This is a genomic window from Streptomyces olindensis, assembly GCF_040645895.1.
GTDB lineage: Bacteria > Actinomycetota > Actinomycetes > Streptomycetales > Streptomycetaceae > Streptomyces > Streptomyces olindensis.
On the sequence record NZ_JBEYZD010000039.1, the window covers coordinates 1 to 15,281 of the forward strand.

The window sequence follows — 15,281 nt, forward strand, 5'->3', positions numbered from 1 at the left end:
ACGCGGGCGTCCGCCCGGCACGCCGAGAGCACGCACCGAACGCCGCAGGGCCCGCCCTCCGGGCGAACGACGCGACTTTGCGGACACCCCCTAGGGGTGAGCCGACTGTGCGCGACGGGCTTTTGGCGGCACGGTCGCCGCTCGCGGTACCGTCGTCCGACGGGCTTCCCAAGGCACCCGCCCCGGAGGGGACTTCGTGGGGATCGAGAGCGACCAGGTCGTTTACGAGTATCTGAGCCGCGTCGGCGACGTGGCCCAGCAGCGGCAGTTGTCGTCGGCCACCCGCATGCGCCTGGTCGCGGACCTGCGCGACGAGATCGACCGGCGCCGGGCGAGGGCCACCGTCGACTCGCCCGCCGCCGTCCGCCGCATCCTGACCCGCCTCGGCAGCCCCGACGAGGTCGTGGCCGCGGCAGCGGACGGCACGGGATCCGGCCCGGGCGGGCCGCGGACCTCCGCCCCCGCCTCCGTCCCCGTGCAGCCCGGCCGCGAGCCGGAGGAGCGGGGCGAGCGGGCGAAGGGCGTCCTGCGGCGCGTCGTGCCCCGGCCCCGCCCGGCCCGGCCCGCCGAGGAGCCGCGCCCCGCCGCCTCCGAGGGCGCCGCCCCGCCGCACCTGGCCGCCGCTCATGAACTCGGGGACAGCGCCGTCCAGCCGGACTGGTGGCGGGTGGACAGCAGCCCCTTCGGGGCGGGCGACGAGGTGCCGGGCTTCGTGGGCGGGGTCGAACTGCCGGACCTGCTGAAGCCGCCGCCGCAGCGGAAGGCGGAGCCGGAGAAGCAGACCGCCGAGGAACCGGCCCCGGCCGCCGAGGCGGCGGAGGAGGCCGCCGCGACCGGAAAGCGCCGCCGGATCCCCGGCCTGCCCGCGAGCGGCTGGAGCAACCCGCTCCTCCTGATCGCCGCCGGGCTCCTGGTCGCCGGAGCGGTGCTCGGCAACTGGTTCGTGCTGCTCCTGGGCTGGCTCATCGCCTACGCGTCCCGCCGGCTGAGCCCGGCGGAGACCAAGTGGGCGGTGGTGATCCTGCCCAGCACGGCCGTCGTGGCGGGCCTGGTCTGGCTGTGGGGCCGGATGAACGACCGCTGGGGCGATCCCATCGCCGAGGGCCACATGAACGACGCGGTGGCACAGACCTGGCCGTGGGTGGTGCGGGGAGCGGCGGTGGCCTCCGCGCTGTTCCTGGTGTGGCGCTCACAGCGCTCCCGCTAGCCGGTCACAGGCGGACCCCGACCCGGCGGACGCCTGCCGTTCGCACCGCCTGGGCACAATGGCCCATATGGCCTCCACGACCTCGCACGCACTCACCGTCGGCTTCGATCTCGACATGACCCTGATCGACTCCCGCCCCGGCATCCGCGCCTGCTACCGGGCGCTGTCGGAACGGACGGGGACGTACATCGACGCCGATCTGGCGGTCACGCGGCTCGGGCCGCCGCTGGCCGAGGAGCTGATCAACTGGTTCCCGGCCGAGGAGGTCGCGACCGTGGCGGACGTCTACCGGGAGATCTACCCGACGATCGCGATCGCCGAGACCCCGGCGCTGCCCGGCGCCCGGGAGGCCATCGCGGCCGTACGGGAGGCCGGGGGACGCGCGATCGTCGTCACCGCCAAGTACGAGCCCAACGCCAAGCTGCACCTCGCCCACCTCGGCATCGAGCCGGACGCGGTCATCGGCGACCTGTGGGCAGAGCAGAAGGCCGAGGCGCTGCGCGAGCACGACGCGGGTGTCTACGTCGGCGACCACGTCGGCGACGTGCGCGGCGCCCGGGTCGCCGGCGCGCTGTCGGTCGCGGTGGCCACCGGGCCCTGCCCCGGGGAGGAACTGCGGGCGGCGGGCGCGGACGTCGTCCTCACCGACCTGACCGAATTCCCCGGGTGGCTTTCGGACTACCGCCCCGCACGCGCCTGACGGCGCCCGGCCGCCACGGAACGCAGTACTCCCGCACCGGCCATCAGGAAACCGACTGCCATGAGCATGCTCAGTCCGAACATGTACGTCGGAAAGGGCGTCGTCCCGAGGAACAGCGGGGCGACCGTGACCAGTGTGGCCACGGCGCCGATGAAGAAGACGATGGCGCCGGCACGGACCAGGCGGTCACCGGGAGCGGCGGAATTCGTTTGGGTTTTGTCACGCACCGGACCAGGGTAGTTCCCAGCGCGAAGGAACAACCGGGTGACGTCTTGTCACCGGCCTGAAGACCATTAGCCTTGGTACCGGCGGGTCCGTACGGCCCGCCCGAGTGCTATCAAGAGCCGTTTCAGAAGCAGTTTTCCGACGAGTACGAGGACGAGGACAGACGTGCCTACCGGCAAGGTCAAGTGGTTCAACAGCGAGAAGGGCTTCGGCTTTCTCTCCCGCGACGACGGCGGTGACGTCTTCGTCCATTCCTCGGTCCTCCCCGCCGGAGTCGAGACGCTCAAGCCCGGGCAGCGAGTGGAGTTCGGGGTCGTCGCCGGGCAGCGCGGCGACCAGGCGCTGTCCCTGACGATCCTGGACCCGACCCCGTCCGTCGCCGCCGCGACCCGCAAGAAGCCGGACGAGCTGGCCTCCATCGTCCAGGACCTGACGACGCTCCTGGAGAACATCACGCCGATGCTGGAGCGGGGCCGCTACCCCGAGAAGACCGCGGGCAAGAAGATCGCCGGCCTGCTGCGCGCGGTCGCCGACCAGCTGGACGTGTGACGCCCGCTCAAGGACCCGCCCGGGGACCCGTCCAGGGACCCGCTCAGGGAAAGGCGAGCGCGTTCGGGCCGAGGGGCGGCACCAGCCCCTCGGCCGCCGCGCGCGTCAGCAGCCCGCGCACGGCCGCGTAGCCGTCCTCGCCGAGGTCGGCGGTGAACTCGTTGACGTACAGCCCGATGTGCTGGTCGGCGACGGCCGGGTCCATCTCCTGGGCGTGCTCCATGACGTACGGGCGGGACGCCTCGGGGTCGTCCCAGGCGGCGCGTACGGAGGTCCGGATGGAGTCGGCGATCAGCCGCAGCCTCTGCTCGCCCAGCGTCCGCTTGGCGATGATCGCGCCCAGCGGGATCGGCAGCCCGGTGGTGTTCTCCCAGTGCTCGCCCATGTCGGCGAGCTTGTGCAGCCCGTAGTTCCGGTACGTGAAGCGCGCCTCGTGGATCACGAGCCCCGCGTCGACCTTCCCGTCCCGCACGGCCGGCATGATCTCGTGGAACGGCATGACGACGATCTCGCCCACCCCGTCCTTCAGCGTGTCCGCGGCCCACAGCCGGAACAGCAGGTACGCGGTCGACTTCTCACTCGGCACGGCGACGGTCCGCCCGCCGAGGTCGACGTCCGAATCCCTGGTCAGCACCAGCGGCCCGCAGCCCCGCCCCAGCGCGCCGCCGCAGGGCAGCAGGGCGTACTGGTCGAGGACGTAGGGCAGCACGGCGTACGACACCTTCAGCACGTCGAACTCGCCGCGTTCGGCCATGCCGTTGGTGACGTCGATGTCGGCGAAGGTCACGTCCAGCTCGGGGGCGCCGGGGACGCGGCCGTGGGCCAGGGCGTCGAAGACGAAGGTGTCGTTCGGGCAGGGGGAGTAGGCGATCTGCAGCTGCTCAACTGTCATGCCGGTTCCAACTCTCCAGTACGGGCACGAGCTTCCCGAAACCCTCGGTCAGGGCCGCCAGGGCGTCCGGGATGCGCCAGGCGGCACGGTCCCTGGGCCCGACGGGATTGGAGACCGCCCGGATCTCCAGCACGAGCACGCCCTGCGCGACGGCGGCCTCGGCGACCCCGAACCCCTCCATGGCCTCGGCGAGGGCGGTCGGGTGCCGCTCGCGCAGGGCCGCGGCCCTGGCGGCGGTCCCGGTCACGGTGGACACGGTGAGCACGGCGCCGGTACGGGCCCCGGTCGCCTCGGCGACCCGCCGCACGAGATCCCCGGGCGGCCGGTGCCGGACGCTCCCGAATCCCAGCTCGGTGACGGAGAGGAACCCGTCCTCGGTCTCCGCCCCCAGATCGGCCGCGACCACCTCATCGGCGACGACCAGCGACCCCACGGGCGCGCCGGGCTGAAACCCGCCCGCGATCCCGGCGGAGACGACGAGGCCGTAGGGGCGGCCCTGGAGGGCGGCGGCGGTGAGCACGGAGGCCGTGGAGGCACCGGCGATCCCGGGCCCGACCCCCACAGTGATCACATCGATCCCGCTGCCGCTGCCGCTGCCGCCGTGCGACAAAGCCCCGGCCACCGCGTCCCTCTCCACAGGAACCGCGGTGGCCACCAGCACCCGGCCAAGCCCGGCGGCAGCGATCAGGCGTCCTTCTCGAGCTTGAAGTTCCAGAGCCCCGACGTGTCCTTGTCGCCCTCCTTGATGGACACCAGCGTCGAGTTGCCCTGCGCACCGTACTGGGCGTTGAAGAACACGCTGCCCGGGATGGTGCGGTACGTCTTCGTGCTGGAGTCGGTCAGCGGCTGACCGTTCATCAGGATCGTCCAGCCCTTGTCGGCGATCTCCGGGTCGACACCGAAGCGGACGGTCTCGTCCGGGTCGACGGAGATGCTCTTGATGCCCTTGTCCTTCAGGCACTGGGTCAGGTCGGCGGACTTCAGGGTCTCGCCCTCGCCGCCACAGGTGGCCTCGGAGTTCACCGAGGAGCTGCCCACGGTGACCGTGGCCATCGCCGTCGGCTTGTCACAGGCCGACAGGACGAGCAGTCCGGCGGATACGACGCCGGCGGCGGCGACGGCGCGGCGGCGTCGCACAGCGGATTGCAACGTGTTCATGGGCGAAGGCTATCGGGCGAGCCGAGCCCTCTCCCCACCTGGGGTGGGACGCGGCCCTCGCGTTACGCCACACGCGGCCGCCCCGCGCCTCCCCGCCGGGCCGAGCCGATCAGCCCCCGGACGGTCGTCAGCCAGCCCGTGCCGACGATCGTGGCGCCCACCGCGAGGCCCAGCGTGCCGTTGAGCGGCATGACGATGCCGATCGCGCCGCCCAGCACCCAGGACATCTGCAGCAGCGTCTCGGAGCGGGCGAAGGCCGAGGTGCGGACCAGTTCGGGCACGTCCCGCTGGATCAGCGCGTCCAGGGAGAGCTTGGCCAGGGCCTGCGCGAAGCCGGCGATCGCGGCCAGACCGGCCACCAGGACCGCGCCGAAGAACACCGCGGCCGTGATCGCCGCGCCCAGCACGCACGCCACCACCGTCACGATGATGATCTCCGGCGCCCGGGAGCGCAGCCACGCCCCGACCGCCGTACCGAGGGCGTTGCCCGCGCCCGCGCAGACACCCACTATCCCCAGGGACACGGCGGCGCTCTGCCCGGAGATCGGGTGCTCGCGCAGCAGGAAGGCCAGGAAGAAGATCAGGAAGCCGGTGAGGCAGCGGATGGAGGCGTTGACGGCCAGGGCGTGGGTGACGGCCGGACCGACCGTGCGCAGCCCCGGGCGCTTGACCGGCTTGCGGTGCGGCCCGTGCAGGTGCTGCTCGTCGGCCGCGAGCAGCGCCCGGTCCTCGCCCTTGGCGGAGTCGACCTTCGGCGGCAGCGTGAACGACAGGAACGTCCCCGCGACGAAGATCAGGAAGGCGCCGTAGAGCGGCCAGCGCGGCCCGACCTGCTGGAGTCCGGCCCCGACGGGCGCGGCGATGCCGGTGGCGAGGAGGCCGCCGAGGGTGACGCGCGAGTTGGCCTTGACCAGGGAGAAGCCGGGCGGCAGCAGCCGGGGCACGACCGCGCTTCTGACCACGCCGTACGCCTTCGACGCGACGAGGACGCCGAGCGCGGCCGGGTACAGCTCGATGCTGCCGGTGACGACCGCGCCGGACAGCACGATCGCGAGCAGCGCCCGGGCCAGCATCGCCCCGGCCATCGCCGCCCGGCGGCCGTGCGGAATGCGGTCGAGGAGGGGGCCGATCACCGGCGCGAGGAGGGTGAAGGGCGCCATGGTGATGGCGAGGTACAGCGCGACGCGCCCGCGGGCCTCGTCGGTCGGTACGGAGAAGAAGACGGTCGAGGCGAGAGCGACGGTGATCATGACGTCGCCGGCGCCGTTCACGCCGTGCAGCTCGATCAGCTTGCCGAGGCCGGACTCGCCGGCGCCGTGCGCGTGGGTGGCCTTGCGGATGCCGCGGGCGGTGCCGGTCACCGGGAAGTGCAAGGCACGGCCGACCGCGCGGAGGGAGCCGCCCAGGCGGCCCGGTCCGCTCGGTCGGCTGCTTCCCTTGAGCCCTTTCGGCCCACCGGTCCCGGTGGCGCCCTGGGGCGACTTCGCCGCTGCCACGACGTCATAGTGCCCCGATAAGGCTGTGGCTAGTGCCATTACCGCTTGTATAGGGCCTGTGGGGTGACTGTCCGGGGCGGGGCGGGCGACGACCGGGCCGACGGCGAACAGAACCGTCGGTGTACGCGACGTGGGGCGGAAGGGTAGCGTGCGTATCTCCGCCATCCCGCAGAATGGATGAAGGACGTCGACGCGGTCCCCCGGTCCGCTCCGTCCCGCCCCGGCGCTGGGAGTGGCGCACTCGTGAGACGGCGTATGGAGAGAAGCGATACCTGTGAGCGCAGCGACAACGCGAAGCCGCACCCCTGACCGCCTGTGCGCCGAGGCCGTCGACCTCGCGCGCGCCGCAGCCGAGGAGGCCGCCGCGCCAGGGATCGTCGGCGAGCACGTGGGGCTGGTCTCCGAGGGGGACCGCGTTGTCACGCACTTCTTCGAGTGCCGGGAGCTCGGGTACCGGGGCTGGCGCTGGGCCGTGACGGTGGCCCGGGCCTCCCGCGCCAAGATCGTCACGGTGGACGAGGCGGTGCTGCTGCCCGGCCCGGACGCGGTGCTCGCGCCCGAGTGGGTGCCGTGGAGCGAGCGGCTCCGCCCCGGCGACATGGGCCCGGGCGATCTGCTCCCGACGGACGCCGAGGACCTGCGCCTGGAGCCCGGCTACTCGGGCGAGGACGAGCCCGCGCCGAACTCCGCCGTGTCGCACGAGATGGCCGACCTGGTGGAGGCGGAGGACGCCGACGTCACCGAGGGGCCCCCGTCCCGCCTGCCGGTCGCCCCGTCCCGCGGGTCGATCGCGGCGGTCGCCGAGGAACTGGGCATGCGCCGCGCCCGGGTGCTCTCCCGCTACGGCCTGCACACCGCGGCCGACCGCTGGGAGGAGGCGTTCGGCCCCAAGACCCCCATGGCCCAGTCCGCCCCCGCGGCGTGCGTCAGCTGCGGCTTCCTCGTCCCCGTCGGCGGCTCCCTGGGCCAGGCCTTCGGCGTCTGCGCCAACGAGTTCTCCCCGGCCGACGGCCGCCTCGTCTCCCTGGCCTACGGCTGCGGCGGCCACTCCGAAGCCGCGGTGATGCCCAAGCCCCCGCAGCCGGCCCCGCCGGTGATCGACGAGACCCGGGTGGACCCCTTCCCGCTGCGCCCGGCCTCCGACTCGGGTTCCGTGCCCGTCACGGAGGACGAGTCGTCGGCGGAACTGGGGCACTCCTAGAGCCTGGTCCGAGGGGCGCTCCCGCTCGCGGTACCTTCAACCTCACGGCCCACGCCGCCGACGAGGAGAGTGAACGTGAGCAAGTTCGTGCGCCCGGCCGCCGAGGGTGCCGACCCGTTCGGCACGGCCCGTCTGCGGCGCGGTGTCCTCGACGCCTGGGCGACCAGCCCGGCCCGGTTCCGTGAGGACGCCAACGCCGAGGAGGACCTCGTCCTCGGCGGCTACCGGGACCGGCTCGTCGTCGAGCTCGCCCAGAACGCCGCCGACGCGGCGGCCCGCGCCGGTGTACCGGGGCGGCTGCGGCTCACCCTGCGCGACGGGGTGCTGGTCGCCGCCAACACCGGCGCCCCGCTGGACGCGGCCGGCGTCGAGTCGCTGTCCACGCTGCGTGCCTCCGCGAAGCGGGAGACCCACGAGCGGGCCGTCGGCCGGTTCGGCGTCGGCTTCGCCGCCGTCCTCGCCGTCACCGACGAGCCCGCCGTCGTCGGCCGCCACGGCGGGGTCCGCTGGTCCCTCGCCGAGGCCCGGGAACACGCCGCCGAGACCGCCCGGCACAGCCCCGGACTCGGGGACGAGATCCGGCGGCGCGACGGGCACGTACCGCTGCTGCGGCTGCCGTTCGCCGCCGAGGGCACCGCCCCCGACCCGTACGACACCGCCGTCATCCTGCCGCTGCGCGACGCGGCCGCCGCCGATCTCGCCGAGCGGCTCCTGCACGCCGTCGACGACGCCCTGCTGCTCACCCTCCCCGGCCTGGAGGAACTCGTCGTCGAGGTGAACGGGGAGAGCCCCCGGACCCTCACCCGCCGCACCGACGGGCCCTTCACGGTCGTCGACGACTCCGGCAACGGCGTCACCCACTGGCGCACCGCCGCCGCCCACGGTCCCCTCACCCCCGAGCTGCTCGCCGACCGGCCCGTCGAGGAGCGGCTGCGACCGCACTGGTCGGTCACCTGGGCCGTGCCCGTCGACAGCGACGGCAGCCCGGCCCGGCCCCGCACCAGCCCGGTGGTGCACGCGCCCACGCCCAGCGACGAGCCGCTCGGCGTCCCGGCCCTGCTCATCGCCTCCTTCCCGCTGGACTCCACCCGCCGGCACGCCGCCCCCGGCCCGCTCACCGACTTCCTGGTGCAGCGCGCGGCCGACGCCTACGCCGGACTCCTCGCCGACTGGCGGCCGGTCACCGCCGGGATCATCGACCTCGTGCCCGGCCCGCTCGGCAAGGGCGAGCTGGACGGCGCCCTGCGCCAGGCCATCCTGGAGCGGCTGCCCCGCACGTCCTTCCTGCCACCCGCGGTCCCGCCCCACGACGGTGACGACCTGCCGGAATCCCTGCGCCCGCGGGACGCCGAACTCGTGGAGGGCGCCGGCGCGGACACCGTGGACGTCCTCGCCGAGGTGCTGCCCACGCTGCTGCCCGCCGGGCTGGAACGCCGCGCGGAGCTGCGCACCCTGGCGGTCGCCCGGGTCCCGCTGACCGACGCGATCGACCGGCTGGCCGGGCTGGAGAAGGACCCGGGCTGGTGGCGGCGGCTCTACGACAGCCTGGCCGGGGTCGACCCGGACCGGCTGTCGGGGCTGCCGGTGCCCTTGGCCGACGGCCGGACGACCATCGGGCCCCGGCAGGTGCTGCTGCCCGGCGCCGACGGCGCCCGGATCGACCCGGAGGTGCTGGCCCGGCTCGGGCTGAAGGTCGCCCACCCGGACGCGGCCCACCCGATCCTGGAGAAGCTCGGCGCCCTGCCCGCGACCCCGCGGGCCGTCCTCACCACCCCCCAGGTGCGGGCCGCCGTCGCCGCGTCCCTGGACGACGAGGGCGGCGTGAACTGGGAGGAGGACGCGCTCGACGCCGAGGAACTGGCCGACACCGTCCTCGCCCTGGTGCGGGACGCCGGCCTGGAGCCCGGTGACGAGCCCTGGCTCGGCGCGCTCGCCCTGCCCGACGAGGACGGCGAACCGGCCCCGGCCTGCGAACTCGTCTTCCCCGGCGGCCCCTTCGCCCAGGTCATGCGCGAGGGCGAACTGGCCGCCGTGGACGCCGAGCTGGCCGCGAAGTGGGGCGAGCAGCCGCTGGCCGCCTGCGGGGTCCTGGTGGACTTCGCCGTCGTCCGGGCCACCGACGTCGTCCTCGACCCGGACGAACTGGAGCCCCGCGAAGGGGACTTCGCCGAGCCCGACGACGCGGGCCTGCTGGACGCCGTCGACGTGTGGTGCGAGGACATCCTCGACCGCTTCCCGGACAGCCCGGTGCCGCCGGTCGCGACCGAGATCGTCGCCGTCCGGGACCTGGACCTCGTCGACGAGGACAAGTGGCCGCAGGCACTGGCCCTGTTGTCCCGGCCGCCGCTGCGGGACGCGATCGTGCAGCCCGTGCGGGTCCTGCTGCACGACGGGACGCACGAGGTCGTCCGGCCGTACACGGCGTGGTGGCTGCGCGGGAACCCGGTGCTCGACGGCCGCCGCCCGGCCGGACTGCGGGCCGCGGGCGGCGACCCGCTGCTGCGCGGGCTGTACGACGAGGCCGACGCGACCGGGTTCGAGGACGAGCAGGTGCTGCGGGCGCTCGGCGTGCGCACGTCCGTCGCCGCGCTGCTGGACGAGCCCGGCGGCGCCGCCGAGCTGCTCGACCGGCTCGCCGACCCCGAGCGGGAGGTGACGGGGGCCCAGCTGCACGCCCTGTACGGGGCGCTGGCCGAGCTGGACCCGGAGCAGGTGACCCTGCCGGACGAGCTGCGCGCGGTCGTCGACGGCCGGGTGGAGGTCGTCGACGCGGCCGACGCCGTGGTGTGCGACTCGCCCGACCTGCTGCCGTTCACCGAGGGTGTCCCGCTGCTGCCGGTGCGGCCGTCCCGGGCCGCCGAGCTGGCCGAGCTGTTCCAGGTGCGGCGGCTGAGCGAGTCCGTCACCGGGCAGGTCACCTCCGAGGGCACCGAGCACGACGTACCGGAGGCGGTGCGGGTGCTGCTCGGCCGGCTGACCCCGGCCTCCTACGTGGAGCACGAGGAACTCGTCGTGGACGGCGTGGAGATCGACTGGCGGCTCACGGACGACGGCGTCCTGCACGCCGCCACCCTGGAGGGCGTCGCCGCGGGGCTCGCCTGGGCGGCCGGGCAGTGGCCGCGGCGGTTCGAGGTGGCGGCGCTGCTGGAGGATCCGTCCCGGACGGAGGAGCTGGCGCGGGACCGGTGGTTCGACTGATCCGGTGGTGACGTACGGCTGTTGGTGAAAAGTTCCGCACATATTTTTCACCAGTCGTACAACCAAGCGCCTCGCTGAGGTATCTGATCACGTGAGTCAACAGACTCCACGATCACTTGGGCCCCCAGGAGCCGACGACGAGCGCCGGGGGCCCCTCTCCACCTGGAGAACGCATGCGTATCCGAGCCACCGTGGCCGCCGTCACCGGCGCCCTGGCCCTCTCCGCCCTCGCCGTGCCGGTCGCGCAGGCCGCCGAGCCGAAGGTGCCCGCGGACATCGCCGCCGCCAGCAAGGTCGTCCACGGCGCCGCCGGCAAGGCCGTCCACGCCGACTCCGGCCGGTCGGCCTTCGCCGCCGCCGCGGAGGGCGAGCCGTACGTCCTGGACGCGACCTTCTCCTCCGTGAAGGTCAACAACGGCAAGAACATCGCCGTCGGCACCACGAACCTGGTCAAGGTGCCCGTCTCCTTCAAGCTGACGCACGCCAAGGACGTGGACATCCACGCCGCGGACTTCTTCGCGGGTGTCGAGCTGTACCGCGGCGCCTCGTTCGACGAGTCGATCTTCTTCTTCGACAGCAACGACGCGAGCTGCACCGACTCCTCCCCGACCGTGGCCAACTGCAAGGCCACCGTCGAGATCGACCCGTTCGCGCTGCTGAACGAGGACGCCGGTTCCTGGAAGGCGGCGGCCTTCGCGGTCGCGTTCAACGGCGAGGACCCGGAGAACCCGAACCTGGAGAACGTCGGTGTCGCGGTGACGGACCCGACCAACTCCTTCAAGCTGCAGCGCTACTCGAAGCTGACGGTCAACGCCTCGCCCGAGCCGGTGAAGAAGGGCAAGACCATCACGGTCACCGGCAAGCTGTCCCGCGCCAACTGGGACGACAACAAGTACCACGGCTACACCAACCAGCCGGTGAAGCTCCAGTTCCGCAAGAAGGGCACGGACACCTACACCACGCTGAAGACCATCAAGTCCAACTCCACGGGCGAGCTGAAGACCACCGTCAAGGCCTCCACGGACGGCTACTTCCGCTACTCCTTCGCGGGCACGACGACCACTCCGGCGGTCAACGCCGCGGGTGACTTCGTCGACGTGCGATAACCCCGTCTTCACGCGGATGCCGACCGCCGGTCCCGGAGCCGTTCCGGGGCCGGCGGTCGTCGTCCGCGCCCCCGTCCGCGCCGTGCCTGTCCTGTGCCTGTCTCATGGGCGTGTCAAGCATCATGGATGACATGGCAAAACCCGGACCGCGCCCTACAACCCGGTGGGGGGCTCGTGGATCTGATCGCGTGAGTCAACAGACTCCTAGATCACTTCTCCACCTGGGGAACACATGCACATCCGAGCCACCGTGGCCGCCGTCGCCGGCGCCCTGGCCCTCTCCGCCCTCGTCGTCCCGGCCGCCCAGGCCGCCGACGCGCCGTCCGGCAAGGCGGCCTTCGGCTCCGCCTCGGCCGGCGCCGAATCGGGCAGCACCACCACCGCGTCGACCCTCGACGTCACCTTCTCCAACATGAAGGTGAACAGCGGCAAGAACATCGTCGTCGGCACCACGAACGTGGTCAGCTTCCCCGTCACCTACACCGTGACGCACGCGGCCGACCTCGACACCAGCTCCGACAACTTCGCCACGGGCCCGCTGATCTACCACGGCTCCTCGATCGACACCGCGGACAACCTCTTCATCAGCGACGACCCGGCCACCTGCACCGCCGCCTCGTCGACCGTCCTCAACTGCAAGGGCGTCATCAGCATCCGCCCGGCCGACGGCGACCTGTTCAACTCCGACGCCGGCACCTGGGGCGCGGGCGCCCTCGCCGTCACCAGCAACGGCGACCAGAAGGAGCAGGGCGGCCTGGGCACCACCAAGGTCCAGCGCTACTCCAAGCTGACCGTGAACGCCGGCCCCGAGCCCGTCTACAAGGGCAAGACGATCACGTCCACCGGCAAGCTGTCCCGCGCCAACTGGGAGGACAACGCCTACCACGGCTACACCAACCAGCCGGTCAAGCTCCAGTTCCGCAAGGCGGGCACCAGCACGTACACCACCATCAAGACGGTGTACTCCGACCAGTACGGCAACCTGAAGGCCACCGCCACGGCCCAGTACGACGGTTACTGGCGCTTCAGCTTCGCCGGCACCACGACGACCCCCGCGGTCAACGCCACGGGCGACTACGTCGACGTGCGGTAGGACCGGCCAGGCCGGGCACAGGACCGGCTAGGCCGGGAAGCGGCGGTCCACCCACTTCCACGTGAACTCCAGGGTGGCCGCCGCCACCACCGCGATGCCGACCGCGATCCACGGCATCGTCATCCCGACCAGCTTCAGCGCGAAGAAGTCCTGGAGCCACGGCACGACCAGCACCACCACGAACGCCCCCGCCATCGCGGCCACCAGCGCCAGGCGCCACCAGGTGTACGGCCGGGCGATGATCGCCAGCACCCACATCGAGATGAGGAACAGCGTCAGCGTCGCCGCACTGGTCTCCGCGTCCAGCGCGCCCGCGCCCGTGTAGTGCTCCCGCGCGACCAGATACGTCGCGAAGGTCGCCACCGCGGCCACCACCCCGCCCGGGATCGCGTACCGCATGACCCGCCGCACGAAGTTCGGCTTCGCGCGCTCCTTGTTGGGCGCGAGCGCCAGGAAGAACGCCGGGACGCCGATCGTCAGCGTCGACAGCAGGGTCAGGTGGCGCGGCAGGAACGGGTACTCGACCTGCGAGCAGACCACCAGGACGGCCAGCAGCACCGAGTACACCGTCTTGACGAGGAACAGGGTCGCGACCCGCGTGATGTTGCCGATGACCCGGCGGCCCTCCGCAACCACCGACGGCAGCGTCGCGAAGCTGTTGTTCAGCAGCACGATCTGCGCGACCGCCCGGGTCGCCTCCGAGCCGGAGCCCATCGCCACGCCGATGTCGGCGTCCTTCAGCGCGAGGACGTCGTTCACGCCGTCGCCGGTCATCGCGACGGTGTGCCCGCCGGACTGCAGCGCCCCCACCATGTTCCGCTTCTGCTGCGGGGTGACCCGCCCGAACACCGTGCCGTCGTCGAGGGCCGCGGCCATCCCGTCCTGGTCGGCGGGCAGCCGCCGCGCGTCCACGGTGGTCCCGGAGAGCCCCAGCTTGGCCGCGACCGCCCCGACCGACACCGCGTTGTCGCCGGAGATGACCTTGGCACGGACGTTCTGGTCGGCGAAGTAGCGCAGCGTGTCGGCGGCGTCCGGCCGCAGCCGCTGCTCCAGCACGACCAGGGCGGTGGGCTTCGCCCCCTCGGCCACCCCGGGATCGTCCAGGTCCCGCTCGACCCGCGCCAGCAGCAGCACCCTCAGGCCCTGCTCGTTCAGCCGCTCGGTCTCGGCGAGGGCCGGGTCCTCCTCGGGCAGCAGCACGTCGGGCGCGCCCAGCAGCCAGGTGCTGCTCTGCCCGTCGCCCTCGCTGAACGCGGCGCCGCTGTACTTGCGGGCGGAGGAGAAGGGCAGGGCCTGGGTGCAGCGCCAGTCCTCGACGGCCGGGTAGGTGTCGATGATCGCCTGGAGGGAGGCGTTCGGCCGCGGGTCCGACTCGCCGAGGGCGCCGAGCACCTTCCGCACGTACGTCTCCTCGGTGCCCTGGAGGGGCCGCAGCTCGGTGACGTCCATGCCGCCCTCGGTGAGGGTGCCGGTCTTGTCCAGGCAGACCGTGTCGACGCGGGCCAGGCCCTCGATCGCGGGCAGCTCCTGCACCAGGCACTGCTTGCGGCCGAGCCGGATGACTCCGATGGCGAAGGCGACCGAGGTGAGCAGGACGAGCCCTTCGGGGACCATCGGGACGATGCCGCCGACCGTGCGCGCCACGGAGTCCTTGAAGGCGTTGTCCTTCACGAACAGCTGGCTGATGATCAGCCCGATCGCGGTCGGGACCATCATCCACGTGACGTACTTCAGGATCGTGGAGATGCCGGAGCGCAGCTCGGAGTGGACGAGGGTGAACCGGGACGCCTCCTCGGCGAGCTGCGCGGCGTACGCCTCACGGCCGACCTTGGTCGCCTGGAAGGCCCCGCCGCCCGCGACCACGAAGCTGCCGGACATCACCTGGTCGCCGGGGCGCTTGACCACGGGGTCGGCCTCGCCGGTGAGCAGCGACTCGTCGATCTCCAGCCCGTCGGCCTCGACGCAGACGCCGTCGACGACGACCTTGTCGCCCGGGCCGATCTCGATCAGGTCGTCGAGGACGATCTCGGAGGTGCTGACCTGCCCGGCGGCCCCGTCCCGGCGGACGGTGGGTCTGACCTCGCCGATCAGCGCGAGCGAGTCCAGCGTCTTCTTCGCCCGCCACTCCTGGATGATCCCGATGCCGGTGTTGGCGAGGATCACGAATCCGAAGAGGCTGTCCTGGATCGGCGCGACCACCAGCATGATCAGCCACAGCACGCCGATGATCGCGTTGAAGCGGGTGAAGACGTTCGCCCGGACGATGTCGACGGTGGAGCGGCTGCTGCGCACCGGCACGTCGTTGACCTGGCCGCGCTCCACCCGTTCGGCGACCTGAGCACTGGTCAGGCCGGTCTCGCGTGAGGTGACCGTCGCCGGCCGCGCGGAGTCGGGCCGGGCACCCGCGTCGAGATGCGTCATGCATTCGACGGTACGTGCGGATTTACGGGTTCACC

Annotated in this window: 13 protein-coding genes; 7 read left to right on the forward strand and 6 right to left on the reverse strand. The window is 72.7% G+C overall.

The genetic code is table 11. The features are described from left to right. Window positions 1-196 precede the first annotated feature (196 nt). Together ABZ948_RS24290 and ABZ948_RS24295 are read left to right on the forward strand one after the other, a co-directional pair. Complete coding sequence (locus ABZ948_RS24290; protein ID WP_359762801.1) at window positions 197-1,207, forward strand: hypothetical protein; 1,011 nt, start codon at window positions 197-199, stop codon at window positions 1,205-1,207. Between the two features lie 67 nt (window positions 1,208-1,274). Next, the gene (locus ABZ948_RS24295; protein WP_435857585.1) at window positions 1,275-1,907 is read left to right on the forward strand and encodes an HAD family hydrolase; all 633 of its coding nucleotides are present in this window, start codon (window positions 1,275-1,277) and stop codon (window positions 1,905-1,907) included. Here ABZ948_RS24295 and ABZ948_RS24300 read toward each other — a convergent pair. Next, on the reverse strand, window positions 1,886-2,134 hold the full coding sequence (locus ABZ948_RS24300; protein ID WP_010035898.1) for a hypothetical protein: 249 nt from the start codon (window positions 2,132-2,134) through the stop codon (window positions 1,886-1,888). The two genes, ABZ948_RS24295 and ABZ948_RS24300, sit on opposite strands and share 22 nt — an antisense overlap. Before the next feature lie 163 nt (window positions 2,135-2,297). Here ABZ948_RS24300 and ABZ948_RS24305 point away from each other — a divergent pair, with 163 nt between their 5' ends. Continuing rightward, on the forward strand, window positions 2,298-2,681 hold the full coding sequence (locus ABZ948_RS24305) for a cold-shock protein (protein WP_010035896.1): 384 nt from the start codon (window positions 2,298-2,300) through the stop codon (window positions 2,679-2,681). A 43-nt stretch (window positions 2,682-2,724) separates the two neighbouring features. On the opposite strand, the gene ABZ948_RS24310 is transcribed toward ABZ948_RS24305, so the two are convergent. From ABZ948_RS24310 to ABZ948_RS24325, 4 genes are all read right to left on the reverse strand, one after another. Beyond that, window positions 2,725-3,573, reverse strand: a complete 849-nt coding sequence (locus ABZ948_RS24310; protein WP_359762806.1) for a 1,4-dihydroxy-6-naphtoate synthase — start codon at window positions 3,571-3,573, stop codon at window positions 2,725-2,727. Continuing rightward, window positions 3,563-4,228, reverse strand: coding sequence for a futalosine hydrolase (locus tag ABZ948_RS24315; RefSeq protein WP_435857586.1), 666 nt, complete (start codon window positions 4,226-4,228; stop codon window positions 3,563-3,565). Before ABZ948_RS24315 ends, ABZ948_RS24310 begins: the two co-directional genes overlap by 11 nt. 29 nt (window positions 4,229-4,257) lie before the next feature. Further along, window positions 4,258-4,731, reverse strand: a complete 474-nt coding sequence (locus ABZ948_RS24320; protein ID WP_359762807.1) for a DUF2771 domain-containing protein — start codon at window positions 4,729-4,731, stop codon at window positions 4,258-4,260. A 62-nt stretch (window positions 4,732-4,793) separates the two neighbouring features. Next, complete coding sequence (locus tag ABZ948_RS24325) at window positions 4,794-6,227, reverse strand: MFS transporter (RefSeq protein ID WP_359762809.1); 1,434 nt, start codon at window positions 6,225-6,227, stop codon at window positions 4,794-4,796. A gap of 274 nt (window positions 6,228-6,501) precedes the next feature. Here ABZ948_RS24325 and ABZ948_RS24330 point away from each other — a divergent pair, with 274 nt between their 5' ends. From ABZ948_RS24330 to ABZ948_RS24345, 4 genes are all read left to right on the forward strand, one after another. Then, window positions 6,502-7,428, forward strand: coding sequence for a DUF3027 domain-containing protein (locus ABZ948_RS24330; protein ID WP_359762811.1), 927 nt, complete (start codon window positions 6,502-6,504; stop codon window positions 7,426-7,428). Between the two features lie 75 nt (window positions 7,429-7,503). Next, the gene (locus tag ABZ948_RS24335; protein WP_359762813.1) at window positions 7,504-10,626 is read left to right on the forward strand and encodes a sacsin N-terminal ATP-binding-like domain-containing protein; all 3,123 of its coding nucleotides are present in this window, start codon (window positions 7,504-7,506) and stop codon (window positions 10,624-10,626) included. Between the two features lie 173 nt (window positions 10,627-10,799). After that, window positions 10,800-11,732 (forward strand): hypothetical protein, encoded by a 933-nt coding sequence (locus tag ABZ948_RS24340; RefSeq protein WP_359762814.1) that lies wholly within the window; start codon window positions 10,800-10,802, stop codon window positions 11,730-11,732. A gap of 232 nt (window positions 11,733-11,964) precedes the next feature. Then, window positions 11,965-12,825 carry a hypothetical protein gene (locus ABZ948_RS24345; RefSeq protein ID WP_359762816.1) on the forward strand — a complete coding sequence of 287 codons (861 nt, stop codon included), beginning with the start codon at window positions 11,965-11,967 and terminating at the stop codon, window positions 12,823-12,825. Between the two features lie 27 nt (window positions 12,826-12,852). Here ABZ948_RS24345 and ABZ948_RS24350 read toward each other — a convergent pair whose 3' ends face one another. Beyond that, window positions 12,853-15,246 (reverse strand): HAD-IC family P-type ATPase, encoded by a 2,394-nt coding sequence (locus ABZ948_RS24350; protein WP_359762818.1) that lies wholly within the window; start codon window positions 15,244-15,246, stop codon window positions 12,853-12,855. Window positions 15,247-15,281: the final 35 nt, after the last annotated feature.

Coding starts and splice junctions, on each gene's coding strand:
- ABZ948_RS24295 (WP_435857585.1), top strand. CDS start 1,275: ATGGCCTCCACGACCTCGCACGCACTCACCGTCGGCTTCGATCTCGAC.
- ABZ948_RS24310 (WP_359762806.1), bottom strand. CDS start 3,573: ATGACAGTTGAGCAGCTGCAGATCGCCTACTCCCCCTGCCCGAACGAC.
- ABZ948_RS24320 (WP_359762807.1), bottom strand. CDS start 4,731: ATGAACACGTTGCAATCCGCTGTGCGACGCCGCCGCGCCGTCGCCGCC.
- ABZ948_RS24340 (WP_359762814.1), top strand. CDS start 10,800: ATGCGTATCCGAGCCACCGTGGCCGCCGTCACCGGCGCCCTGGCCCTC.
- ABZ948_RS24345 (WP_359762816.1), top strand. CDS start 11,965: ATGCACATCCGAGCCACCGTGGCCGCCGTCGCCGGCGCCCTGGCCCTC.
- ABZ948_RS24350 (WP_359762818.1), bottom strand. CDS start 15,246: ATGACGCATCTCGACGCGGGTGCCCGGCCCGACTCCGCGCGGCCGGCG.